The organism is Dactylosporangium sp. CA-152071 (assembly GCF_050936335.1).
Taxonomy (GTDB): domain Bacteria; phylum Actinomycetota; class Actinomycetes; order Mycobacteriales; family Micromonosporaceae; genus Dactylosporangium; species Dactylosporangium maewongense.
The window spans coordinates 969,163-991,932 of sequence record NZ_JBNJMZ010000001.1 but is presented as its reverse complement, the minus strand read 5'-3'; the positions used below and the strand labels follow the sequence as shown (position 1 = coordinate 991,932).

Below are 22,770 nucleotides of genomic sequence, written 5' to 3'. Positions count from 1 at the left end.
TGGAACTGCAATCGTAGTGTCAGCCGATCCGGTACTGCTGCGCGCGGTCCTGGTCGAGGGTCAGGCCGTGCCCGGGGGCGGACAGGTTCGGCGCCAGGGTGCCGCCGGGGTCCGGTGCGGCGGCGCCGTCGAGGAGCATCGACTCGATGCGCACGTGGTCGTGGAACCATTCCAGGTGGCGCAGGTTGGGGGTGGCGGCGGCGACGTCGCGGTGCAGGTGCGGCGCGCAGTGCCCGGAGACCTGCAGGCCGTGGGCGGCGGCGACGGCGGCGACGTTGCGCCACTCGGTGATCCCGCCGCAGCGGGTGAGGTCGGCCTGGACGCAGTCGACCGCCCCGGCGCCGATCATGCGGGCGAAGTAGGGCAGGTCGTAGCCGTACTCGCCGGCCGCCACGTCGGGGAGCACCGCGTCGCGGACCTGCCGGAGCCCGTCGAGGTCGTCGGAGGAGACCGGCTCCTCGAACCAGGTGATGTCGTGCCCGGCGGCTGCCTGGGCGACGCGGATCGCCTGCTTGCGCTGGTAGGCGCCGTTGGCGTCGACGTAGAGCGCCGCGTGCGGTCCGATGACCTGGCGGGCGAGCCGGATCCGGGCGAGGTCCCGCTCGACGTGGCCGCCCCACGACTCGCCGATCTTCATCTTGACCCGCGGGATGCCCTGCTCGTGGACCCAGCCGCCGAACTGGGCCGTGAGCTGCCGGTCGTCGTACGTGGTGAACCCGCCGCTGCCGTAGACCGGCACCGCGGTCCGCACCACGCCGAGCAGGCGGGCCAGGGGCAGGTCCAGCAGCCGGGCCTTGAGGTCCCACAGGGCGATGTCGACGGCGGAGATGGCGGTGGCGGCGACCCCGGGCCGGCCGATGTTGCGCACGGCACGGTGCATCGCCTGGTAGGCGGCGGTCACGTCGAGGGCGCAGCGCCCGGTGACCACCGGGGCGAGGGTCTGCTCGACGAGGTGCTGGGCGGCCGGCGCGGTGTAGCTGGCGCCGAGCCCGGTCTGCCCGCCTGCGGTCACGGTGACGGTGACCATGGTGGTGCTGTCCCAGGCGATGGTGCCGTCGGCCTCCGGGGCGTCGGTGGGGATCCGGTACACCGCCGCGGCGACCCGCTCGACGGGCGCCTCGGCGGCGGTCACGACCGCACCGCTCTCGCCTCCGGACGCACCGACAGCGCACGTTCGGGCCGTTCGCCGGCCGGCACGCCGCGCAGCGCGGCGTTGACGACCTCGGCGAGGTGCAGCGCGTGCCGGCCCGTGCCCGCCTCCTCGATCTGGGTGCGGCAGGAGAAGCCGTCCGCGAGGATGATCGTGCCGGGCGCGGCCGCCCGGACCGCCGGCAGGAGGACCTGCTCGCCGACGGCGAGGGAGACGTCGCGGTGGTCCGGGGTCATGCCGAAGTCCCCGGCCAGCCCGCAGCAGCCGGACGCCAGCTGCTCGACGTCCAGGCCGACCCGGCGCTGCAGTTCGGCGTCGGCGTCGTGGCCGAGCACGGCGTGGTGGTGGCAGTGCGTCTGGCTGATCGCGTGCGGCCGGCCGCCGTGGTCGCCGCGCAGCTCGGGCAGCGCGATGTCGTGGTCGGCGACGAGCAGCTCGGCGAGCGTCCGCGTCTGCTTGCGCAACCGCAGCGCGTCCTGGTCGTGGCCGAGCAGCTCCAGCGCGTCGCCGCGGAACACCGCCGTGCAGGAAGGCTCCAGCCCGACGACCGGGACCCCCGCCCGCAGCCACGGCGCGAGCGCGTCGATGGTGCGCCGCAGCACCCGGCGGGCGACCCCGAGCTGCCCGGTGGAGATCCAGGTGAGCCCGCAGCAGACCGGCCCGCGGGGCAGCGCGACCCGGAAGCCGACCGCCTCCAGCGCGCCGACCGCCGACGCGGCGATGCCCGGCGACAGGTACGTGGTGAAGGTGTCCGGCCACAGCAGCACGGTGCCCCGCTCGCCGGTGCCACCCGGCGTCCGGTTGCGCATCCACCGCTGGAAGCCGGCCCCGGCGAAGCGGGGCAGGTCGCGGCGCGGGTCGATGCCGCCGAGCCGTTTGACCGCGGCACCGAGCACGGGCGCGTGCGTGACGGCGTTGACCAGGTCGGGCGCCAGGGCCGCCAGCCGGGCCGCCGCCGGCAGCCAGCCCAGCGAGTAGTGGGACCGGGGGCGGATCCGTCCGGCGTGGTGATGGGCGAGGAACTCGGCCTTGTAGGTGGCCATGTCGACGTGCATGGGGCAGTCGCGCTTGCAGCCCTTGCAGGCCAGGCACAGGTCGAGGGCGTCGGCCACGGACCGCTCCCGCCAGCCGCCGGTGATCGTCTCGCCGCGCACCATCTCGAACAGCAGCCGCGCCCGCCCCCGGGTGGAGTGCTCCTCGTCGCCGGTGACCTGGTAGCTGGGGCACATCACGCCCTGGTCCGGCTCCGGCCGGCGGCACGCGCCGACCCCGGCGCAGCGCAGCGCGGCGCGGGCGAAGCTGCCGCTGTCCTCCGTGTACCGGAAGTAGGTCGCCGGCTCGGCGGGGGCGTAACCGGCGCCGAGGCGCAGCTGGCCGTCGAGCGGGTTGGCGTGCACGACCTTGCCGGGGTTCATCCGGCTGTCCGGGTCGAAGATCGCCTTGAACTCCTCGAAGGCCTGGACGACGTCCGGTCCGTACATCCTGGTCAGCAGCTCGCCGCGGGCCTGCCCGTCGCCGTGCTCGCCGGAGTAGGACCCGCCGTGGTGTGAGACGAGGTCGGCGGCCCGCTCCACGAAGGTGCGGAAGTCGGCGACACCGCCCGCGGTGACCAGGTCGAACGGGATCGACGTGTGCAGGCAGCCGTCGCCGAAGTGGCCGTAGAGGCTGGCCGCGTCGTAGCCGTGGCGGTGCAGCAGCCGCTGGAAGTCGCGCAGGTAGTCGCCGAGGCGCTCCGGCGGCACGGCGGAGTCCTCCCAGCCGGGCCAGGTGTCGGGCCCGCCGGGGGTGCGGGCGGTGGCGCCGAGGCCGCCTTCGCGGACGGCCCACAGTTGCGCCTGGTGCTCCGGGTCGTCGAAGACCTTGCCCTCGTCGTGGCCCAGTTCGTCGAGCATCCGGTGGACGCGGTCCTTGGCCTCCTCGACGGTGTCGGCGCCGACGTCGACCATCAGCCACGCCGCCCCGCGGCCGGTGTGGTTCGTCGGCTCGGGCAGGAGCTTCAGCGCCTCGGGGCGCATGTGCTCCTCGCCCTCGTAGCGGATCAGCTTGTCGTCGAGCCCTTCCAGGGCCGTCGGGGCGTACCGGTTGATGGTGGGCACCGCGTCGGCGGCGGCGGCGATGTCGGGGAAGGCCATCAGCACCAGGACGTGCTTCGGCGGCTCGGGCAGCAGCCGCAGCTGCGCGCGCAGCACGGTCACGCAGGTCGACTCGGTGCCGACCAGCGCCTGGGCGAGGTTCATGCCGTGCTCGGGCAGCAGCGCCGGCAGGTTGTAGCCGGAGATGCGCCGCGGCAGCGCCGGGAACGCGCGGATCTGCCCGGCGTACTGGTCGCGCAGGTCACGCACCGCGCGGTAGATCTCGGCGCGGCGGCCGCCGGCGGCGAGGATCCGCCGGTACTCCTCGTCGGAGGTCTCGCCGACCCACATCCGCTCGCCGTCGTAGGTGAGGATCTCCAGCCGCTCGACGTTGGCGGCGGTCGTGCCGCTCCACTGCGCGGTGGAGCCGCACGAGTTGTTGCCGATCATCCCGCCGATCGTGCAGTGGCTGTGGGTGGCGGGCTTCGGTCCGAAGACCAGCCCGCCGTGGTGCCGGGTGGCGGCGTTGAGCTGGTCGAGGACGAGGCCCGGCTGCACCACCGCCCGCCGGTGCTGCCCGTCGATGGACTCGATCGCGTTGAGGTGCTTGGAGAAGTCCATGACCACGGCGACGTTGCAGCACTCGCCGGCCAGGCTGGTGCCGCCGCCGCGGGACAGCAGCGGCGCGCCGAACTCGCGGCAGGTGGCCACGGTGGCGACCACGTCGTCGAGGGTGCGCGGCACCACCACACCGATCGGGACCTGCCGGTAGTTGGAGGCGTCGGTGGCGTAGAGGGCGCGGGTGCCGTCGTCGAAGCGCACGCCGCCGTGGATCCGCTGCCGCAGCGCGGCGGCCAGACCCTGCGCGTCGACGTCGGCGGGCCGGGCGGTGCGGACCCTGGGCGCCGGCAGCAGGGTGGTCACCGGTCCGCCTTCAGCTGCTGGATCTTGTCCTTGAACAGGGTGGTGGCGATCGACGCCTTGTGCGGCTGGCCGTGCAGGAAGGCCTGGGCGAACTTCTTCGCCTGCTCGTAGCTGACCTTGCCGGGCATCGGCGGCTCGTTCGGGTCGACGGTCACGTCGACCAGCGCCGGGCCGCGGTGGGTGAACGCCTCGACCAGCGCGGCGCGCAGGTCGCCGGCCTTCTCGACGCGGGCGCCGAAGCCGCCGCAGGCGTGCGCCCAGGCGGAGAAGTCCGGCTTCGGGTCGCCGAAGCGGACCCCGTGCTCGGGGTAGCCGAGCACCATCTGCTCCCACAGGATCTGGCCCAGCGCGTTGTTGTTGTTGATCACCACCTTGATCGGCAGGTCGTAGCGGCAGGCGGTGTTGAACTCGGCCATGAGCATCGCGAAGCCGCCGTCGCCCTGGTAGGCGATCACCTGCCGGTCGGGGAAGGCGTGCTGGATGGCGATCGAGTAGGGCAGGCCGGGCGCCATCGTGGCGAGGTTGCCCGACAGGTAGAACTCCCGCCCGCCGCGGATGCGCCAGTGCCGCGCCGCCCAGGTGGCGATCGTGCCGGAGTCGCAGCACAGCACCGCGTCCTCGTTCGCCAGCTCGTCCAGGCAGGACGCCAGGTACTGCGGGGCGATCGGGTCCCGTTCGCCGTTCTCCAGGGCGTGCATCGTCTCGTTCCAGTCGCGCATCTGCGCCTGGTACCGCTGCAGGTGCGACCGGTCGGTGCGGCGGGTCAGCCGGGGGATGAGGGCGTGCAGGGTCGCTTCGACGTCGCCGATGAGCGGCACGTCGGTCGGCAGGCGCATCCCGGCCCGGGTCTCCTCGATCTCGACCTGGACGACCTTGACCTTGCCCGCCTGCGGCAGATGCTTGGTGTACGGGAAGTTGGTGCCCAGCATGACGAGGGTGTCGATGTCGTCGATCAGCTCCTCGCTGGGGGCGGTGCCCAGCAGCCCGATGCCACCGGTGGTGTAGGGCGAGTCGTCGGGGATCACCATCTTGCCGGACAGGGTCTTGATCACCGGGGCGGCGATCGTGTCGGCCATCCGCTCCACCAGTGCGCCCGCGCCGCGCGCGCCGACACCGACCAGGATCGCCGCCTTCGCCGAGCCGTTGATCACCTCGGCGGCGCGGGCGACGTCCTCGTCGCGCGGCCGCACCGAGCTGGGCAGGTACACCGGCGATGTGGCCGGCGGCTTGGCGGGGGACACGTGCTGGTAGGGGTCGGCGTCGGCCGGCGCCACCTGGATGTCGTTGGGGACGCACAGGTGAGCGACGCCCCGCCGGGCGTACGCGTGCCGGATCGCCACGTCCACCAGCGCGGGCAGCTGCTGCGGGTTGACGATCAGCTGGTTGTAGACGCTGACGTCCTCGTACAGCCGGGTCAGGTCGACCTCCTGCTGGTATCCGGTGCCGAGCACCGAGGTCTCCTGCATCCCGGTGATCGCCAGCACCGGCGCGTGGTCGAGCTTCGCGTCGTACAGGCCGTTGGCCAGATGGATGCCGCCGGGCCCGGAGGTGGCCAGGCACACCCCGATGCGTCCGGTGGCCTTCGCGTGGGCGGTGGCCATGAACGCGGCCGCCTCCTCGTGGTGCGTCAGGACGAAGCGCACCCGGTCGGCGTTGCGCCGCAGCCCTTCCATGATCCCGTTGATGCCGTCGCCGGGGATGCCGAACACCGTGTCGACGCCCCAGTCGGCCAGCCGGGAGATCAGTACCTCGGAGGTGATGGTTTCCATGTGGCGTTGGTCCTTTCCGGTGTTGGGCAGGTCCGCGCCACCGCACGGCCGGACCGTCGCATGGCGTGACCCAGCCACCGGCAACCGGCGCGCGGTGCAGGTGTCACTCACCCCGGCCGGGCGTCACCTCGTCGAGCGGGTCACCGACGCCCGCCGGCGCCAACCGACGCCGGCGCCAACCGGGTCCTGATCGCCATGCCCGTCCACAGCCCGCCGAAACTCCTGCTCGCCCCGCTCGGCCAGGCCACCGGACGGCGGGTGGGTGCCGTCCACCGGGCACGGGCCCGGTGGACGGCCGCGACGCCGGCGCGGGTGCTCAGAAGTCGTCGTCGAAGGAGACGGTGCCCGTGACGCCGACCTGGTAGGCCGAGACCCGCCGTTCGAAGAAGTTCGACAGCTCCTGGACGTCCTGGAGCTCCATGAACGCGAACGGGTTGCGGCTGCCGTAGAGCGGCTCGACGCCCAGCAGCGCCAGCCTGCGGTCGGCGACGTGCTGCAGGTACTCGCGCATGTCGGCCAGGGACAGCCCGGAGATGCCCTGCTCGAGCAGGTCGGCGGCGAACTGGACCTCGCACTCGACGGCCTCGGCGACCATGGCCCGGATCTGCCCGGCCATCTCGTCGTCGAACAGGTCCGGCTCCTCGGACCGGACGGTGTCGACGACGTCGAACGCGAAGGCCATGTGCATCGACTCGTCGCGGAAGACCCAGTTGGTGCCCGAGGCGAGGCCGTGCAGCAGGCCGCGGGAGCGCAGGTGATACACGTAGGCGAAGGCGCCGTAGAAGAACAACCCTTCGATGCAGGCGGCGAAGCAGATCAGGTTGAGCAGGAACGACCGCCGGTCGTCGCGGGTCCTCAGCTCGCGCAGCTCGAAGATCGAGTCGATCCAGCGGAAGCAGAACTCGGCCTTGCGGCGGATCGACGGGATGTTCTCCACGGCGGCGAAGGCGGCGGAGCGCTCGTGTTCGTCGGTGACGTACGTGTCGAGCAGGTTCAGGTAGAACTGGACGTGCACGGCCTCCTCGAACAGCTGCCGGGACAGGTAGAGCCTGGCCTCGGGGCTGTTGACGTGCTGGTACAGGTTGAGCACGAGGTTGTTGGCCACGATCGTGTCGCCGGTGGCGAAGAACGCGACGAGCCGGGACACCAGGTGCCGCTCCGCCGGGGTGAGCCCGGCGAGGTCGGGCAGGTCGGTGTGCAGGTCGATCTCCTCGACGGTCCAGGTGTTCTTGATGGCGTCCTTGAACCGGGCGAAGAAGTGCGGGTACCGCATCGGGCGCAGGGTCAGGTCCATGCCGGGGTCGAGCAGCATGGGTCCGGTAGTAGCGGCGCGGGGAACGGGAATGACGGTCACTGGCAGGCCTCGCAGGCTTCGGGGTTCTCCAGGGAGCAGGCGACGGCGTCGGTGCCGGCGGCCGCGGTGATCGCCGGCAGGACCGGCACGGTCGCCTGCTGGATCCGGGTCGCCGGCCGGGACCGCAGGTAGTAGGTGGTCTTCAGGCCGCTCTTCCAGGCGTGCAGGTACATCGAGGAGAGCTTGCCGATCGTCGGTGCGGCCATGAACAGGTTCAGCGACTGGGACTGGTCGATGTACGGCGCGCGGGCCGCGGCGAGGTCGATGAGCGCCCGCTGGGGCAGCTCCCACGCGGTGCGGAACAGCGAACGCACGTCCTCGGGCAGGCCGTCGACCGCCTGCACGGACCCTTCGGCCCGCTTGATCTGCTCGCGGACCGTGGCCGTCCACAGCCCGCGGGCCTTGAGCTCCCGGACCAGGTAGGTGTTGACCTGCAGGAACTCGCCGGACATGGTCTCGCGTTTGAACAGGTTGGACACCTGCGGCTCGATGCACTCGTAGCAGCCGGCGATCGAGGCGATCGTCGCCGTCGGCGCGATCGCGACGAGCAGCGAGTTGCGCAGCCCGTGCGCCGCGATCCGGGCCCGCAGCGCCGCCCACCGCCCGGGCTGTGCGGGGGTGGCGCCCCACAGGTCCGGGTGCAGCTCGCCGCGCGCCGCGCGGGTCTCGGCGAACGCCGGGTGCGGGCCGGACCGCTCCGCCAGCTCGGCGGACGTCTCGGCGGCGGTGAGGAGGATCTCCTCCTGGACCCGGGTGGACAGGTCCCGCGCCGGCTCGGAGTCGAACGGCAGCCGGAGCGTGAAGAACGCGTCCTGCAGGCCCATCAGGCCGAGGCCGACCGGCCGCCAGCGCGGGTTCGACGCGGCGGCCTGCGCCGCCGGGTAGTAGTTGATGTCGATGACCCGGTCGAGGAACACGACGGCGGTGCGGACGGTCTCCCGCAGCCGCTGCCAGTCGACGCCGTCGGCGGTGACGTGCGCGCCGAGGTTGATCGAGCCGAGGTTGCACACGGCGGTCTCGTCGTCGCTGTTGACCTCGAGGATCTCGGTGCACAGGTTCGACAGGTGGATGGTGTTGCCGGGCGCCCCGGTCTGGTTCGACAGCGCGTTGGAGCGGTCCTTGAACGTCATCCACCCGTTGCCGGTCTGGGCGAGGGTGCGCATCATCCGGGCATACAGGTCACGGGCCTTGACCGTCCTGACCGCCCGCTTCTCCGCGACGCGGTAGGCGTCGTCGAACGCCTCGCCGTGCAGGTCGGGCAGCTCCGGCGCGTCGGACGGGTCGATGAGCGACCAGTCGGCGTCGGCCTCGACCCGGCGCATGAACTCGTCCGGGATCCAGTTGGCCAGGTTCAGGTTGTGCGTGCGCCGGGACTCCTCGCCGGTGTTGTCCCGCAGCTCCAGGAACTCCTCGATGTCCGGGTGCCACGGCTCCAGGTACACGCACGCGGCGCCCTTGCGCCGGCCGCCCTGGTTCACCGCCGCGACCCCGGCGTCGAGGGTCTTCAGGAACGGCACGATCCCGTTGGACCTGCCGTTGGTGCCGCGGATGAGCGCGCCCCGGCCGCGGACCCGCGTCCAGGAGATGCCGATGCCGCCGGAGAACTTCGACAGCTTCGCGACCTGGTGGTAGCGCTCGTAGATCGAGTCGAGCTCGTCGCGGGGCGAGTCGACCAGGAAGCAGGAGGACATCTGGGTGTGCCGGGTGCCGGAGTTGAACAGCGTCGGCGAGCTCGGCAGGTACGCCAGGGACGACATGAGCCGGTAGAAGCCGGTCGCCTCGGACGGCGTCCGCGACAGCCCGCAGGCCACGCGCAGCAGCCAGTACTGCGGCGTCTCCACGACGAGGCGGCTGGTCGGGTGGCGCAGCAGGTACCGGTCGGCGACCGTCCGCAGCCCGAAGTACTCGAACCGCAGGTCACCGTCCGGGTCGACGGCGTCGTCGAGCTCGCGGGCGTGGCGGGCCACGAACGCCGCCGTCTCGTCGCCGATCAGCCCCAGGTCGTGGGCGTGGCGGATCGACTGGCTGAAGCCGGCCACGCCCTGCCCGCGGACCTCCTTGCCGACGTACGCGGCGAGCAGCCGCGCCGCGAGCCTCGAATACTGCGGCTCCTCGCCGATGAGCTCGGCGGCGGTCTGGATCGACAGCTTGTCCAGCTCCGCGGTGGTGGCGCCGTCGTACAGGCCGCTGATCGTCCTGGTCGCCACCCGCAGCGGGTCGACCTCGTCGAGGCCGCCGACCCACCGCTCGACCGCCTTGACGATCTTGCCGACGTCGACCGGCTCCAGGTCGCCGTCGCGGTTCCGGACCCGCATCGCAGGCCGGCGTGGCTGCGCCGTCGTGACCGTCACTGGCTCTCTCCTCGCGAGCTCGTTCCAGTGGATCCGAGGTCGCGGGGACGCCGAACGGCGCGCACGGCGGGTCGCCCGTCCGTGAACCGTTCATGGTGGCGTCGGCCGTCCCGCGCGGCCTCGAAGCCGCCACGCACGGGGTGTGCGTGGCGCGCTGGCAGGTCTTCGGACTCGCGGGCGTGACCACGGATGGTCGCCTACTGGCCGTCACTTCCCAGGCCGGATGGCCCAGTGTGCTCGACGGCGGTCGTTCCCACTCACCGCTGCGGGGCAGTCCCGGACTTGCACCGGGTTCCCTCTTGCCTCGACCCGGTCCCACTGGGGGACCGGCTCGAACCAGCTGCGTCGAGCACCATATCTAGGGTCGCCGGGAAATGCACACACCACATGTCGGTGCGGCGTGTTGTGATCTTCACATCCCGCGGGCGGCTGTCCCGTGACAGCCGTGCCGACGTGTCGTGTGGCCGGCCCGTGCCCTTGAAGGTTGCCGATTCCTCTGGCAGTCTCGTCATGCCGCCGCGATGTTAGCGCTCACTTCACCCGCTGCCCCGACAGAGCTCTCGCGTCGCGCAGGCATGTTAACGCTCACAGATCCACCGCCGCCGTCACGGTTCGAAAGGATCAGACCCATGCCCCACCCCAGCGTCAGCCGCCGCCGGCTGCTGCAGACCACCGGCGCCGTCGCCGCCGCCTCGGCGGCCGCGCCCCTGCTCGGCGCCCCGAACGCCGCGGGCGCCGCCCTCGCCCCGGCGCGCGCCGACATCGGCGTCTCGGCCTACGCGTTCGACCTCGGGCAGGTGCGGCTGAGCACTGGCCGCTTCCTGGACAACCAGAACCGGACCCTGGCCTACCTGCGCTTCGTCGACGTCAACCGGCTCGTCTACAACTTCCGGGCCAACCACCGGCTGTCCACCGCCGGCGCCGCCGCGACCGGCGGCTGGGACGCGCCGACCTTCCCGTTCCGCACCCACATGCAAGGCCACCTGCTGACCGCCTGGGCACAGGCCTACGCCGTGCTCGGCGACACCACCTGCCGGGACAAGGCCAACGCCATGGTCGCCGCGATGGCCGCCTGCCAGGCCAACAACGCCGCCGCCGGCTTCAGCACCGGCTACCTGTCCGGCTTCCCGGAGTCCGACTTCACCGCCCTGGAGTCCGGCACCCTCAGCAACGGCAACGTCCCCTGGTACTGCATCCACAAGACCCTCGCCGGGCTGCTGGACGTGTGGCGGTACATCGGCAGCACCCAGGCGCGTGACGTGCTCCTCGCCCTCGCGGGCTGGGCCGACTGGCGCACCGGCCGGCTCAGCGCGAGCCAGATGCAGACCACGCTGGGCGTCGAGTTCGGCGGCATGAACGCGGTCCTCACCGACCTGTACCAGCAGACCGGCGACGCGCGCTGGCTCACCGCGGCCCAGCGCTTCGACCACGCGGCCGTGTTCAACCCGCTCGCGTCCAACACCGACCAGCTCAACGGGCTGCACGCCAACACCCAGGTGCCGAAGTGGATCGGCGCCGCCCGCGAGTACAAGGCGACCGGCACCACCCGGTACCGCGACATCGCCGTCAACGCCTGGAACATCACCGTCAACGCCCACACGTACGTCATCGGCGGCAACAGCCAGGCGGAGCACTTCCGCGCCCCCAACGCCATCGCCTCCTACCTGGCCAACGACACGTGCGAGCAGTGCAACACGTACAACATGCTGAAACTCACCAGAGAGCTCTGGCTGCTCGACCCGAACAACGCCGCCTACTTCGACTTCTACGAGCGGGCGCTGCTCAACCATCTCATCGGCGCGCAGAACCCCGCCGACAGCCACGGCCACATCACCTACTTCACCGGCCTGCAGGCGGGCGCCCGGCGCGGCGTCGGCCCGGCGTGGGGCGGCGGCACGTGGAGCACCGACTACGACAGCTTCTGGTGCTGCCAGGGCACCGGCGTCGAGACCAACACGAAGCTGATGGACTCCATCTACTTCTCCAACGGCACCACGCTGACGGTGAACCTGTTCGTGCCGTCGGTGCTCACCTGGAGCCAGCGCGGGATCACGGTCACGCAGACCACCACGTATCCGGTCAGCGACACCACCACGCTGCAGGTCACCGGCAGCGTCGGCGGCTCCTGGACCATGCGGATCCGCATCCCGTCGTGGACCTCGGGCGCGACCGTCAGCGTCAACGGCACGGCGCAGAGCATCGCGACCACACCCGGCACGTACGCGTCGCTGACCCGGTCGTGGACGTCCGGCGACACCGTCACCGTCCGCCTGCCGATGGCCGTGGCGGTCCGGCCCACCAACGACAACGCCAACGTCGTCGCCGTCACCTACGGCCCGGTCGTCCTCGCCGGCAACTACGGCAGCACCGCGCTGTCCTCGCTGCCCGCCCTCACCACCTCGTCGGTGACCCGCACCGGCAGCGGCTCGCTCGCCTTCACCGCCACCGCCAACGGCACGAACGTCGGCCTGGGCCCGTTCCAGGACGCGCACGGCTTCAACTACACCGTCTACTGGAGCGCCAACGGCGCATCCTCCGTGCCGAACTACCGGCTGGTCAACGCCGCCAGCGGCCTGGTGCTCGGCGTGCAGAACATGTCCACCGCCGACGGCGGCCTGGCACTGCAGTGGACCGACAACGGCACCGCCGACCACAACTGGGAGCTCGTCGTCGACGGCACCGCCGTCCGCCTCCGCAACCTCAACAGCGGTAAGGTGCTCGGCATCCAGAACATGTCCACTGCCGCGGACGCCGTCGCCCTGCAGTGGACCGACAACGGCACCGCCGACCACCGCTGGACGATCGTCGACAACGGCGACGGCAACCACAAGCTCCGCAACGTCAACAGCGGCCTGGTCCTGGGCATCCTGGGCAACTCGACCGCCAACGGCGGCCAGGCCGTCCAGACTACCGACGACGGCAGCACCGACAACCTGTGGCGGCTGCTGCCCGGCGGCGCCCGCCGCATCCAGAACCTCGGCAGCGGCCTCGTCCTCGGCGTCACCAACATGTCCACGGCCGGCGGCGCCCTCGTCCTGCAGTGGGGCGACACCGGCACCGCCGACCACCTGTGGACCGCGGTCGCCGACACCGGCGGCTACATCCGTCTCCGCAACGCCAACAGCGGCCTCGTCCTCGGCGTCGAGAACGCCGGCACCGCCAACGGCGCCAGAGCCGTCCAACTCGCCGACACCTCGTCCTCCGATCGGCGTTGGCGGCTACGGTACGGCGCGAACGGCTACTTCCGCATCCAGGCCGCGAACGGCGGCCGGGTCCTCGGCGTCAACGGCGCCTCCACCGCCCAGGGCGCCCAGGTCCTCATCTGGGACGACAACGGCACCAACGACCACCTCTGGCGCTTCATCTGACCGTGGCCGCGCGTGGCCGGTGCACGTGCCGGCCACGCGTCGGTGCCGCAGTGGGGTCCGCCTCACCACCACCCGAGATGCGGGCATCCGGGGCGGCCGGATGGCCCATGTCACCCGGCGGCCCGTTGCCCGGTGGCGCCGCGGTTCGTACCGTCGCGGCCATGACCGCCTGGACCCTCGCCGTCGCTCGTGACGACCTCGCCCGGACCGTGCTCGCCGAAGGGCCGGTGCCGGACCTGGCCGGCGGCGAGGCGCTGCTGCGGGTCGACCGGGTCGGCATGACGGCCAACAACGTCACCTACGCCGTGCTCGGCGAGTCGATGCGCTACTGGGAGTTCTTCCCGCATCGCGACCCCGGCCTGGGACTGGTGCCGCTATGGGGCTTCGCGGAGGTGGCGGCGTCGACGGTACCGGGTGTCGAGCCCGGCCAGCGCGTGTACGGCTACCTGCCACCCGCCAGTCACCTCGTCGTGCGGCCGGTGCGGATCGACGGGACCGGGTTCCGCGACGGTGCCGGGCACCGGGCCGCGCTGCCGTCGCCGTACAACGCGTACCGCCTGACCACGGGCGACCCGGTGTACCGCGCCGACCAGGAGGACCTGCTGGTGCTGTTCCGGCCGCTGTTCTTCACCTCGTTCATGCTGGCCGACCAGCTGCTGGACAACGACTGCCACGGCGCCGCCGCGGTCCTGCTGTCGTCGGCGTCGAGCAAGACCGCCTACGCCGCCGCGTTCGAGCTGCGGGGTCGCGGCGCTCGCGTGATCGGGCTGACCTCGCCGGGCAACGTCGCCTTCACCGGGTCGCTCGGCTGCTACGACCAGGTCGTGCCCTACGACGACGTCGCCACGCTCGACGCGGTGCCCGCCGTCTACCTGGACCTGTCCGGCTCGCCCGCCACCCGGGCGGCGGTCCGCGCCCACTTCGGCGACCGGCTCGTCCGCGACGTGGCGGTCGGGCTCACCGCCCAGATCCCGAACGCCGACGCCGCCGGCCAGGTCTTCTTCGCCCCCGACCAGATGCGCAAGCGGACCGCCGACTGGGGCCGCGAGGGCCTCGACCGCCGCTTCGCCGAGGCGTGGCGCCGCTTCGCCGCGGCCGCCGCCGGCTGGGTCGACATCGAGACCGGCGAGGGCCCGGAGGCGCTGCGCACCGCCTGGCTCGACGTGCTCGCCGGCCGCGCCGCCCCCCGCTCCGGCCGGATCATCCGCCTCTGATCCCCACCGCCAACCCGATCCCACCGGGAGGCGCCCGGAGGAACCAGGCCAGACACGGGACAGCGGTGCCTCGATCTCACCGCCCGCAGGTCTGTCGCCCCGGACCCGCTGCTCCGACCTGACCACCTGTGCCTCTGACTGCGATGCCTCTGATCCCGGGTGCTCTGACCGTGGCAACCCTGACCGCCTCGGCCTCTGCTCGCTGGGCGCTCCGGTCACGAGGGGGCTCGGTCGCGGGGGTCTGATCGCGTCCGCCGCTGGCCGGCCTCGCCCCCTTGACCGCGGCGGCTTCTGATCGCCTCGGACGTCCGGGGCCGTCCGACCGGCGACCCAAACCGGCGCAGGCGCCTGACACCGGGAAGCCGGCCGGTCAGGAGCGGGACAGCTCCGTGATGCGGCGGAGCAGGAGGCCTTCGCGCAGGGCCCAGGGGCAGACGTCGACGTGGTCGATGTCGAGGGCTTCCATGGTGGCGGCGGCGATGACCGCGCCGGCGAGGAGCTGGCGGGAGCGGCTCGCGGCGACGCCGGGCAGGGCGGCGCGCTCCTCGGGGCGCATCGCGGTGAGCCGGGGGATCCAGTCGTGCAGGCCGCGCAGCGTGAGCCGGCCCTCGGCGCCCGCGACCCTGGCGAGCTGCTTGAACGTCTTCGACGTCGCGACCTGCAGCGCGCCGGCGGGCACGGCCGACGCATACGGCCGGACGGAGCGCAGCACGTGCCGGTGGACGGCCTCGACGTCGCGGCGGCGGGCGGGGTGGCAGGGGAGCATGGTGCGGGTGATGCGGGCCGCGCCGAGGGGCAGCGACACCGCGAACCCGGGCTGCTCGCCGGATCCGGCCGCGATCTCGGTCGTCGCGCCGCCGATGTCGAGCAGGAGCAGCGGGGCGGCGGGTGCGCCGGGCGCGCCGGAGGAGTCGCCGAGCCAGCGCCGGACGGCGAGGAACGTCACGCGGGCCTCGTCCTCGCCGCTGAGCGAGCGCAGCTCGATGCCGGTGACCTCGCGGACCCGGTCGCGGATCTCCTCGACGTTGGTGGCGTCGCGGATCGTCGCCGTGGCGAGGGGGATCAGGTCGGTGACGGCGTGCCGGCGGGACGCGTCGACGGTCTCGGTGACGGCGGACACCAGCCGGTCCACGGCCTCGTCGGACAGCGCACCGTCCGCGTCGACGGAGTCGGCGAGCAGCGTCGGCGCCTTGAGCCGGAACACCGACTGCGGCGGGCCTCCCGGGTGGGCGTCAACCACGTGCAGGTGCGCGGTGTTGGAGCCCACGTCAAGCACGGCCAATCGCATCGGCTCCCCCTTCTCCCCGCGCGAGCTCGCCCGGTACCCCGTCATTGTCCCACCGAAACATCACAACCCTGTTGCCGGCAACAGTCAGATCCGCGGCAGTGTCCACTGTGGACTACGTCGAAGGAACGTGACCCAGATTCACGATGCAGAACCGGTTCCCGTCAGGGTCGGCGAGCACCACGAAGTCGGGGTCGGCCGGAAAGCTGTCCCAGTCCACACGGGACGCGCCGAGCGACTCCAGCCGCGCCGCCTCGGCCGACTGCTGCGCCGCGTCGGCGACGTGCAGGTCCAGGTGGATCCGCGGGTGGGCCTGCGGGGGAGTGACGTTGCGCTGCAGCGCGATCGGCGTGCCGACGCCGTCCGGTGGCACCAGGATCGTCGCGGCACCACCGAACCCGGTCTCGTGCCGACGGTACCCCACCGCCTCCTGCCAGAAGCGGGTGGCCCGCGCCACGTCGTCGACGCCGAGGACGATCGCACCAACTGTCAGCATCCGCGTCATTGTGCCAGCCGCGTCGAGGCGACCCAGCGCACCGTGGGGTCTTTGTCGCTCATGTACCGCCTGAGCACCGGCACCGCCGCGACCCGGTCCAGGTGGCTGAGGATGACGGCGACCCGCTGCCGCACGACGGGGTCGGGGTCGTCGGCGAGGCCGAGCACCAGCGGTGCCCATCGCTCCCGGTCCCGGGTCGCGAACAGCGCGCTCACGGCCTCCGCCCGCACCGCCGCCACGTCGTCGCGCAGCAGCTCCGCGAGTCGCCGCGCCGCCAGGGGATCGGCGTCGACGGCCGCGCCGAGCGCCTTGGCGGCGGAGAGCCGGTTGCCGGGCGCGGGGTCGGCGGCGAGCGCCAGCAGCGGGCCGAGGTCGTCGAGGCGGGCGAGCACGGCCCGGGCGTGTTCGCGGACGGAGCGTTCGGTGTCGTCGGCGAGGCGGCGCAGCAGGGCCACCGCGGCGGCCCCGCCGAGCCGGCCGAGCGCGTTCGCCGCCGCCGCCCGCACCTGCGGCGACGGGTCGTCGGCGGCCGGGGTGAGGTCGGTGACGGCGCCGGGCCGCCCGGACCGTCGCAGCGACTCGACCGCCGCCGCCCGGGTCTCCTCGAACGGGCTGCGCAGCGCCTCGACCAGCGCCGCGTACGCCGCGTCGTGCCGCACCGCGAGGTCGAGCTGCCCGGCGGCGCTCAACCGGACCGACCGGTCCGTGTCGTGGAGGGCCGCGGCGAGCAGGTCGATGTCCTTCGGGCCCGGCAGGTGCCCGAAGGCGTGCAGCCCGACCCGCCGCTCGACGGTGCCGTCGGTGGCGTACTCGGTCACCAGCCGGCGCCCGCGCGAGGGGTCGGCCCGCAGCAGTTCGGCGATGGTGTTGTCCAGGTCCACCTGGCTGTCGCAGAGGTCGTGGGTCGCGGCCTCCAGCAGCGCCGGCAGCGCGTCCGGGCCGGCGATCGCCGCGAGCACCGAGGCGATCAGGTCCCGGCCGGCGGGGTTGCCCTCGTCGAGGAACCGGGCGAGGTGCGCGTGCAGCTCCGGCACCAGCGAGGTGTCGCCGGACCCGGCCAGCGCGTCCAGGGCCGCCGCCAGGGCGCCAGCCTCCACGGGATCGGCGTCCAGCGGGCCGTTCGTGAGCTCCGCGAACTCGGCGGCCGCGTGGCGGAGCACGGTGGCGAGGGCGGCCCGGGCGTCGGTCACCCGCGCCACCCTGCCACAACGGGGGTGGGTCGCGCGTCAGGCCTTCGGGGCCTCGAAGGCGAGCATCGCGTCCGCCGGGGGCTCGCCGTAGATGGAGCGGACGGTGGCCTCGTCGAAGCGGGTCTCGTCGGCGACGTTGACGAAGTCGCGGATCGCGGTGCCGGTGCAGTACGTGTCGGCGAGCGGCGCGCCGCGGCGGGCGACGACGTCGGGGACGTGCACCGTGCGGAAGTCGACGCTGTAGCGGGCGAGGCCCGACGTGTTCGGGGTCGAGCGGTGCAGGTGGGCGCCGGAGAACAGCAGCACCTGGCCGGGCGCGGGCAGCACGACCAGCTCGTTGGGCGGGTTGTGGTCGGTGGCGCCGGGGCGGACCTGGGCCTCCCGCTTGACCGACGCGGCGGTGGTGAGCCGGCCGACGTTGTTGGCGTAGTAGTCGAAGTCGCCGGAGTTGTTGGCGACCGGCGCGTTGAAGCGGTCGAGGTCGAAGGACATCGCGTTGGTGTCGCGGGCCGGGAAGATCGGCAGCCACCAGTTGAGCTGCTGGTTCGGCGCTGAGTACCAGACGTCGCGGTGCCACGGGAAGGCGAACGCGACGCCCGTGGTCAGGTGGCCGACGGGGAACGAGGTGCGGGGCTTCGGCACGTCGAAGTGGGTCTCCTCGGCGGTGAAGCCGGCCTCCTCGATGATGTTGCGGACCAGCTTCTTGGACCGCTCGTCGTGGATGAACCGGGGCTTCCACGGCCCGAGCAGGGTGGCCATCGCGGCCGGCTCGAAGTGCTCGTGGGCGTGCTCCGGGTCGTGCGGCGCGAAGAGCTCGGTCAGTTGCTGCCGGGCGTGGTCGACGAACTTCGCCACGGACGGCAGCTTCGTCATGACCAGAAGGTGACCGTCATACAGGCGTTGGCGGAGTACCTCGGGCGTTGCCTGCAGGTCGACGTGAACGGCCATCTGTCTTCCTCCCCGGAGAAGCATTCGCAGGTGAGCGTAGGCATCCGCCGCGCCGAGTGACACCCGGGTCCCCATCTCGGTGCCGGTTCGTCAGGTTTCTGACTCAACGTGACCGGCGAAGATCGAGTTTGGCAAGTGGATGGCAAACGATTGCCGCCGCTGTCGGGGCGTCACTACCGTCCGAGGCACATGTCCCCACCCCCGCCAACCGAGGGAGATGCATCAATGCCCCATGCCCCCAGCAGAGCGACGAAAGCCCTGCTCAGTGCGGTGCTCATGCTCGGCGGCGCGGTCGCCGTCATCGGTGCCACCGCGGGCGCGGCGCACGCCGCCTGCGGCACGACCAACGTCGCGCTCAACAAGCCCGCCACCTCCTCGTCCAACGAGAACGGCAACCTGACCCCCAACAAGGCCGTCGACGGCAACACCGCGACCCGGTGGTCCAGCGCCTTCAGTGACCCGCAGTGGTTGCAGGTCGACCTCGGCGCGGTCACCGACGTCTGCCAGGTCGTCATCACCTGGCAGACGTCCTACGCCAGGGCGTTCAGCGTCGAGGTGTCGCCGACCGGCGCGGCCGGCAGCTGGACCTCGATCTACTCGACCACCACCAGCACCGGCGGCACGCAGACGCTCACCGTCAGTGGCAGCGGCCGCTACCTGCGCGTGTACGGCACGCAGCGGGCCAACAACTACGGCTACTCCATCAAGGAGCTCGCGGTCTACAGCGGCACACCGGTCGAGCCGCCGGTCTGCCCGACGCCGCCGCCGGCGAACCCGACCCTGCCGCCGAACTTCATCGTGTTCGACCCGTCGATGCCGGCGAGCACCATCCAGGCCCGCGTCGACGAGGTCTTCACGGCGCAGGAGTCCAACCAGTTCGGTGCGCAGCGCTACGTGCTGGCGTTCCAGCCCGGCACGTACAGTGGCATCAACGTCAACACGGGCTTCTACACCTCCGTGATCGGCCTGGGTCGCGACCCGGACGACGTCGTCATCAACGGCGACGTGACGGTGGACGCGGGCTGGTTCGGCGGCAACGCGACGCAGAACTTCTGGCGCTCGATCGAGAACCTGTCGATCGTGCCGAGCAACGCCAACAACGGTGACCGGTGGGCGGTGGCGCAGGCCGCGCCGATGCGGCGGGTGCACATCCGCGGCAAGCTCAACCTGGCCCCCAACGGCTACGGCTGGGCCAGCGGCGGCTACATCGCCGACAGCAAGGTCGACGGCAGCGTCGGGCCGTATTCGCAGCAGCAGTGGTACACCCGCGACAGCTCGATCGGCGGCTGGGTCAACGGCGTGTGGAACATGGTGTTCTCCGGCGTGCAGGGCGCCCCGGCGAACAGCTTCCCGAGCCCGCCCTACACCGTCCTGCCCACCACCCCGGTGATCCGGGAGAAGCCCTACCTGTACCAGTCGGGCGGCGCCTACAACGTGTTCGTGCCGAACCTGCGCACCAACGCGGCCGGCACCACCTGGTCGGGCGGCTCGACGCCGGGCACGTCGATCCCGCTGAGCAGCTTCTACGTCGTGCAGCCCGGCGCGACCGCCGCGTCGATCAACGCGGCCCTCGCCTGCGGCCGGCACCTGTTCTTCACCCCGGGCATCTACCACCTGAACCAGACGCTCAACGTGACCAACCCCAACACGGTCATCCTGGGTGAGGGGTACCCGACACTCATCCCGGACAACGGGGTCAACGCGATGACCGTCGCCGACGTCGACGGGGTGAAGATCGCCGGGGTGCTCTTCGACGCCGGCACGGCCAACTCCGACACGCTGCTCACGATCGGTCCGGCCGGCTCGGGCGCGAGCCACGCCACCAATCCGACCACCGTGCAGGACGTGTTCTTCCGCATCGGCGGCGCCGGCCCCGGCAAGGCGACCAACAGCCTGGTGGTCAACTCCGACAACACGATCATCGACCACATCTGGGCCTGGCGCGCCGACCACGGCGCCGGCGTGGGCTGGACCGTCAACACCGCCGACACCGGGCTGATCGTCAACGGCGACGACGTCTCCGCCTACGGCCTGTTCGTCGAGCACTACCAGAAGGACGAGGTGGTCTGGAACGGTCAGGGCGGCCGGACGATCTTCTTCCAGAACGAGATGCCGTACGACCCGCCGAGCCAGTCCGCCTGGCGGACCGGGGCGCGCGGCTACGCCGCGTACAAGGTGGCGAACAGTGTGACGACCCACGAGGCGTGGGGGATGGGCAGCTACTGCAACTTCAACGTGGACTCCACGATCGTCGCCGAGCACGGCTTCGAGACCCCGGTCACCGCCGGCGTGAAGTTCCACGACCTGCTCACGGTCTCACTCGGCGGCAAGGGCACGATCGCCCACGTCATCAACACCACCGGCGGCCCGGCGCAGGGGCAGAACACGGTCCCCGTGTACCTGGTCAGCTTCCCGTGACCGATTTCTGTTAACACCGTTTGACATTTCCGCTCCATCGACGTACAACACTGTGAGAGCGCTCTCAGCAGGCTTGCCCGGGCCGGCCGCCACCGGCCCGGGCAGGTTCCTCATGACCGCGCAGACAGGGCCCGTCCGGCATGGGAGCGCCGGGCGGGCCCATTCAAGTCGGGTCAGGCCTACCTTGTCGCTGCCGCCGCCGGTGTACGGACGTCCTCCTGGACGGCGGTGACCGCGGGCGGGACCCGGCCGGGCCACCAGGCGGCCTTCCCGAGCAGGGTCATCGTCGCCGGGACCAGCAGCATCCGGACCACGGTCGCGTCCAGCACGATCGCCACGACCAGGCCCAGGCCGATCTCCCGGATCGGGGCGAACCCGCCGACCAGGAACCCGGCGAACACCACCACGAGCAGCAGCGCCGCCGACGTGACGATCCGGCCGGTCTCCTGCAGCCCGACCGCCACCGACCGGCGGGAGTCCGCGCCGGTGAGCCGGTGCTCGCGGATGCGGGCGAGCAGGAACACCTCGTAGTCGACCGACAGGCCGAACGCGATCGCCGCCACCAGGACCGGCACGGTCAGGTCGATCATGCCGAGGTCGCCACGCTCCTGGAACACCAGCGTCACCACGCCCAGCGCGGCGCCGATGCTCAGGACGCTGGTGACGACCGCCTTCACCGGCAGCAGGACCGACCGGGTGAACGCGGCCAGCAGCGCGATCGTCGCCGCGACCACCACCAGCGCGGCGATCGGGCCGTAGTCGGCCAGCATCCCCCGGTAGTCGACGAGCTGGGCCGCGGCGCCGGTCACGAGCACCTCGAACGGCGCCGGCACGTCCCGCACCGCGTTCACCGTCGCCCGGCCCTCCGGGGTCTCGGGGCGGTGGGCGGGCGCGGCCCGTACCAGAGCGACCGTCGCCGACAGGGGCTCGACCTCGACCTTCGTCACGCCCGGGACCGCCCGGACGCGCTCGGCGAACTGCACTGTCGCCGGGTCGGTGGCGGAGGCGCGGACCACGGCGACGATGTCGCCCGGCCCGACGAGCTCGGGGAAGTGCGCGGCCAGCTGGTCGTGCTGCTGCCGGGTCTGCGTCGAGGCCGGCAGCGCCCGCGCGTCGCTGTTGCCCAGGCGCATGTCCAGGGCCGGGACGGCCAGGGCGAGCAGCCCGGCCGCGGTCACCACGGTGGTCAGCAGCGGCCGGCGCTGCACGGCGACCGCGATCCTGCCGAAGACGCCGTCGCCCGTTCGGGGCTTCGCGGGCTTGACCCGCCGGCCGACGAGCGCCAGCACCGCCGGCAGCAGCGTGAGCACCGCGACCATGTTGACCAGCACGACGCCGGTACCGGCGAGACCCATCGACCGCAGGAACGCGTCGGGGAACACGGCGAGCCCCAGCAGGCTGGCGGCGACCGTCAGGCCGGTGACCGCGATCGTGCGGCCCGCCTTGTCCACGGCCGCGGCGAGCGCCTCCTTGACGTCGCCGGTGTTCGCGCGCTCGGTCCGGAACCGGCTGATCAGCAGCAGCCCGTAGTCGACGGCGAGACCGACGCTGAGCATCGTGGCGACCTGGATCGCGTAGACGGAGATGTCGGTGCCGAAACTGAGGGCGTAGAGCAGCCCGAACGTGCCGCCGATCCCGGCGAGCGCGACCAGCAGCGGCATCGCCCCGGCGAGCAGCCCGCCGAACACCACCACGAGCAGCACCAGCACGACCGGCATCGTGTAGAGCTCGGCCCGCTGCACGTCGGACTGGGCCTGCCCGCCGAACTCCGCGTCGGTGAGCATCCCGCCGGTGACGGTCACGTCCGCCGACCGCAGCCGGTCCGCGACCTTCTGCGCCACCACGGCGTCCTTGACCGTCACCTGCAGCAGCGTCGCCTGACCGTCGGTGGCCGGCAGCGGCGCACCGACCTGGCTGACCCCGTCGAACCCCCGCACGTCGGCGAGCGCCGCCGTCAGGTCCACCCCACCGGTCGCCACCACCGTCAGCTGCGCCGGCTGCGGCCCGGCGGCCTCGTCCCGCAGCTTCAGGGCCCGCTCGGTCTCCGACCCGGGCACGGTCGCGACCTGCGCGGTCAGCTTCATGAACACCCCGCCGCCGACGCCGAACCCCACGGCGACGACCGCCACCCAGAACACGATGACCATCACGGGCCGGCGCAACGCCAGCGCTGTCAACATCCGGAACATGCCGACGATATTGGTCGCGGTGACCGTGCCGGCACCTCGCCG

The 22,770-nt window shown here is 72.3% G+C and carries 14 protein-coding genes and 1 riboswitch; of the genes, 4 read left to right on the top strand and 10 right to left on the bottom strand.

Annotated elements, in window-relative coordinates; translation table 11 throughout:
* Window positions 1-19: 19 nt before the first annotated feature.
* The 5 genes from ACQEVZ_RS03865 to ACQEVZ_RS03845 form a co-directional block, all read right to left on the bottom strand.
* Complete coding sequence (locus ACQEVZ_RS03865; protein WP_433361372.1) at window positions 20-1,132, bottom strand: enolase C-terminal domain-like protein; 1,113 nt, start codon at window positions 1,130-1,132, stop codon at window positions 20-22.
* Window positions 1,129-4,146, bottom strand: coding sequence for an FAD-binding and (Fe-S)-binding domain-containing protein (locus tag ACQEVZ_RS03860; RefSeq protein WP_433361369.1), 3,018 nt, complete (start codon window positions 4,144-4,146; stop codon window positions 1,129-1,131). Before ACQEVZ_RS03860 ends, ACQEVZ_RS03865 begins: the two co-directional genes overlap by 4 nt.
* Window positions 4,143-5,915 carry a thiamine pyrophosphate-dependent enzyme gene (locus ACQEVZ_RS03855; protein ID WP_433361366.1) on the bottom strand — a complete coding sequence of 591 codons (1,773 nt, stop codon included), beginning with the start codon at window positions 5,913-5,915 and terminating at the stop codon, window positions 4,143-4,145. The genes ACQEVZ_RS03860 and ACQEVZ_RS03855 overlap by 4 nt, the downstream gene beginning before the upstream one ends.
* 316 nt (window positions 5,916-6,231) lie before the next feature.
* Window positions 6,232-7,227: a ribonucleotide-diphosphate reductase subunit beta gene (locus ACQEVZ_RS03850; RefSeq protein ID WP_344505705.1), complete on the bottom strand. Its 996-nt coding sequence runs from the start codon at window positions 7,225-7,227 to the stop codon at window positions 6,232-6,234.
* A gap of 38 nt (window positions 7,228-7,265) precedes the next feature.
* On the bottom strand, window positions 7,266-9,584 hold the full coding sequence (locus tag ACQEVZ_RS03845; RefSeq protein ID WP_433376611.1) for a ribonucleoside-diphosphate reductase subunit alpha: 2,319 nt from the start codon (window positions 9,582-9,584) through the stop codon (window positions 7,266-7,268).
* Window positions 9,585-9,759: 175 nt separating this feature from the next.
* Window positions 9,760-9,966, bottom strand: a riboswitch (cobalamin riboswitch).
* Window positions 9,967-10,249: 283 nt separating this feature from the next.
* Between ACQEVZ_RS03845 and ACQEVZ_RS03840 the strand changes: the two genes are divergently transcribed.
* Together ACQEVZ_RS03840 and ACQEVZ_RS03835 are read left to right on the top strand one after the other, a co-directional pair.
* Window positions 10,250-12,988 carry a beta-L-arabinofuranosidase domain-containing protein gene (locus tag ACQEVZ_RS03840; RefSeq protein WP_433361362.1) on the top strand — a complete coding sequence of 913 codons (2,739 nt, stop codon included), beginning with the start codon at window positions 10,250-10,252 and terminating at the stop codon, window positions 12,986-12,988.
* 161 nt (window positions 12,989-13,149) lie between these two features.
* Entirely contained in the window at window positions 13,150-14,202 is a 1,053-nt protein-coding gene (locus tag ACQEVZ_RS03835) for a DUF2855 family protein (protein WP_433361359.1), read from the top strand.
* A 370-nt stretch (window positions 14,203-14,572) separates the two neighbouring features.
* Here the strand turns inward: ACQEVZ_RS03835 and ACQEVZ_RS03830 are convergent, their stop codons facing one another.
* The 4 genes from ACQEVZ_RS03830 to ACQEVZ_RS03815 form a co-directional block, all read right to left on the bottom strand.
* Window positions 14,573-15,490 (bottom strand): Ppx/GppA phosphatase family protein, encoded by a 918-nt coding sequence (locus ACQEVZ_RS03830; protein WP_433361356.1) that lies wholly within the window; start codon window positions 15,488-15,490, stop codon window positions 14,573-14,575.
* A 112-nt stretch (window positions 15,491-15,602) separates the two neighbouring features.
* Window positions 15,603-15,983: a VOC family protein gene (locus ACQEVZ_RS03825; RefSeq protein ID WP_344505645.1), complete on the bottom strand. Its 381-nt coding sequence runs from the start codon at window positions 15,981-15,983 to the stop codon at window positions 15,603-15,605.
* A gap of 5 nt (window positions 15,984-15,988) precedes the next feature.
* A complete protein-coding gene (locus ACQEVZ_RS03820) occupies window positions 15,989-17,173 on the bottom strand; it encodes a HEAT repeat domain-containing protein (protein ID WP_433361353.1) in 1,185 nt (394 codons plus the stop codon).
* Between the two features lie 36 nt (window positions 17,174-17,209).
* Window positions 17,210-18,046 (bottom strand): hypothetical protein, encoded by an 837-nt coding sequence (locus tag ACQEVZ_RS03815; protein WP_433361350.1) that lies wholly within the window; start codon window positions 18,044-18,046, stop codon window positions 17,210-17,212.
* 9 nt (window positions 18,047-18,055) lie between these two features.
* Between ACQEVZ_RS03815 and ACQEVZ_RS03810 the strand changes: the two genes are divergently transcribed.
* Together ACQEVZ_RS03810 and ACQEVZ_RS03805 are read left to right on the top strand one after the other, a co-directional pair.
* Window positions 18,056-18,181, top strand: a complete 126-nt coding sequence (locus ACQEVZ_RS03810; protein ID WP_433361347.1) for a hypothetical protein — start codon at window positions 18,056-18,058, stop codon at window positions 18,179-18,181.
* 165 nt (window positions 18,182-18,346) lie between these two features.
* On the top strand, window positions 18,347-20,539 hold the full coding sequence (locus ACQEVZ_RS03805) for a discoidin domain-containing protein (RefSeq protein WP_433361344.1): 2,193 nt from the start codon (window positions 18,347-18,349) through the stop codon (window positions 20,537-20,539).
* Window positions 20,540-20,718: 179 nt separating this feature from the next.
* Here the strand turns inward: ACQEVZ_RS03805 and ACQEVZ_RS03800 are convergent, their stop codons facing one another.
* Window positions 20,719-22,719, bottom strand: a complete 2,001-nt coding sequence (locus tag ACQEVZ_RS03800) for an MMPL family transporter (RefSeq protein WP_433361341.1) — start codon at window positions 22,717-22,719, stop codon at window positions 20,719-20,721.
* Window positions 22,720-22,770: the final 51 nt, after the last annotated feature.

Coding starts and splice junctions, on each gene's coding strand:
- ACQEVZ_RS03855 (WP_433361366.1), bottom strand. CDS start 5,915: ATGGAAACCATCACCTCCGAGGTACTGATCTCCCGGCTGGCCGACTGG.
- ACQEVZ_RS03850 (WP_344505705.1), bottom strand. CDS start 7,227: ATGCTGCTCGACCCCGGCATGGACCTGACCCTGCGCCCGATGCGGTAC.
- ACQEVZ_RS03845 (WP_433376611.1), bottom strand. CDS start 9,584: ATGCGGGTCCGGAACCGCGACGGCGACCTGGAGCCGGTCGACGTCGGC.
- ACQEVZ_RS03840 (WP_433361362.1), top strand. CDS start 10,250: ATGCCCCACCCCAGCGTCAGCCGCCGCCGGCTGCTGCAGACCACCGGC.
- ACQEVZ_RS03835 (WP_433361359.1), top strand. CDS start 13,150: ATGACCGCCTGGACCCTCGCCGTCGCTCGTGACGACCTCGCCCGGACC.
- ACQEVZ_RS03830 (WP_433361356.1), bottom strand. CDS start 15,490: ATGCGATTGGCCGTGCTTGACGTGGGCTCCAACACCGCGCACCTGCAC.
- ACQEVZ_RS03825 (WP_344505645.1), bottom strand. CDS start 15,983: ATGCTGACAGTTGGTGCGATCGTCCTCGGCGTCGACGACGTGGCGCGG.
- ACQEVZ_RS03815 (WP_433361350.1), bottom strand. CDS start 18,046: ATGACGAAGCTGCCGTCCGTGGCGAAGTTCGTCGACCACGCCCGGCAG.
- ACQEVZ_RS03805 (WP_433361344.1), top strand. CDS start 18,347: ATGCCCCATGCCCCCAGCAGAGCGACGAAAGCCCTGCTCAGTGCGGTG.
- ACQEVZ_RS03800 (WP_433361341.1), bottom strand. CDS start 22,719: ATGTTGACAGCGCTGGCGTTGCGCCGGCCCGTGATGGTCATCGTGTTC.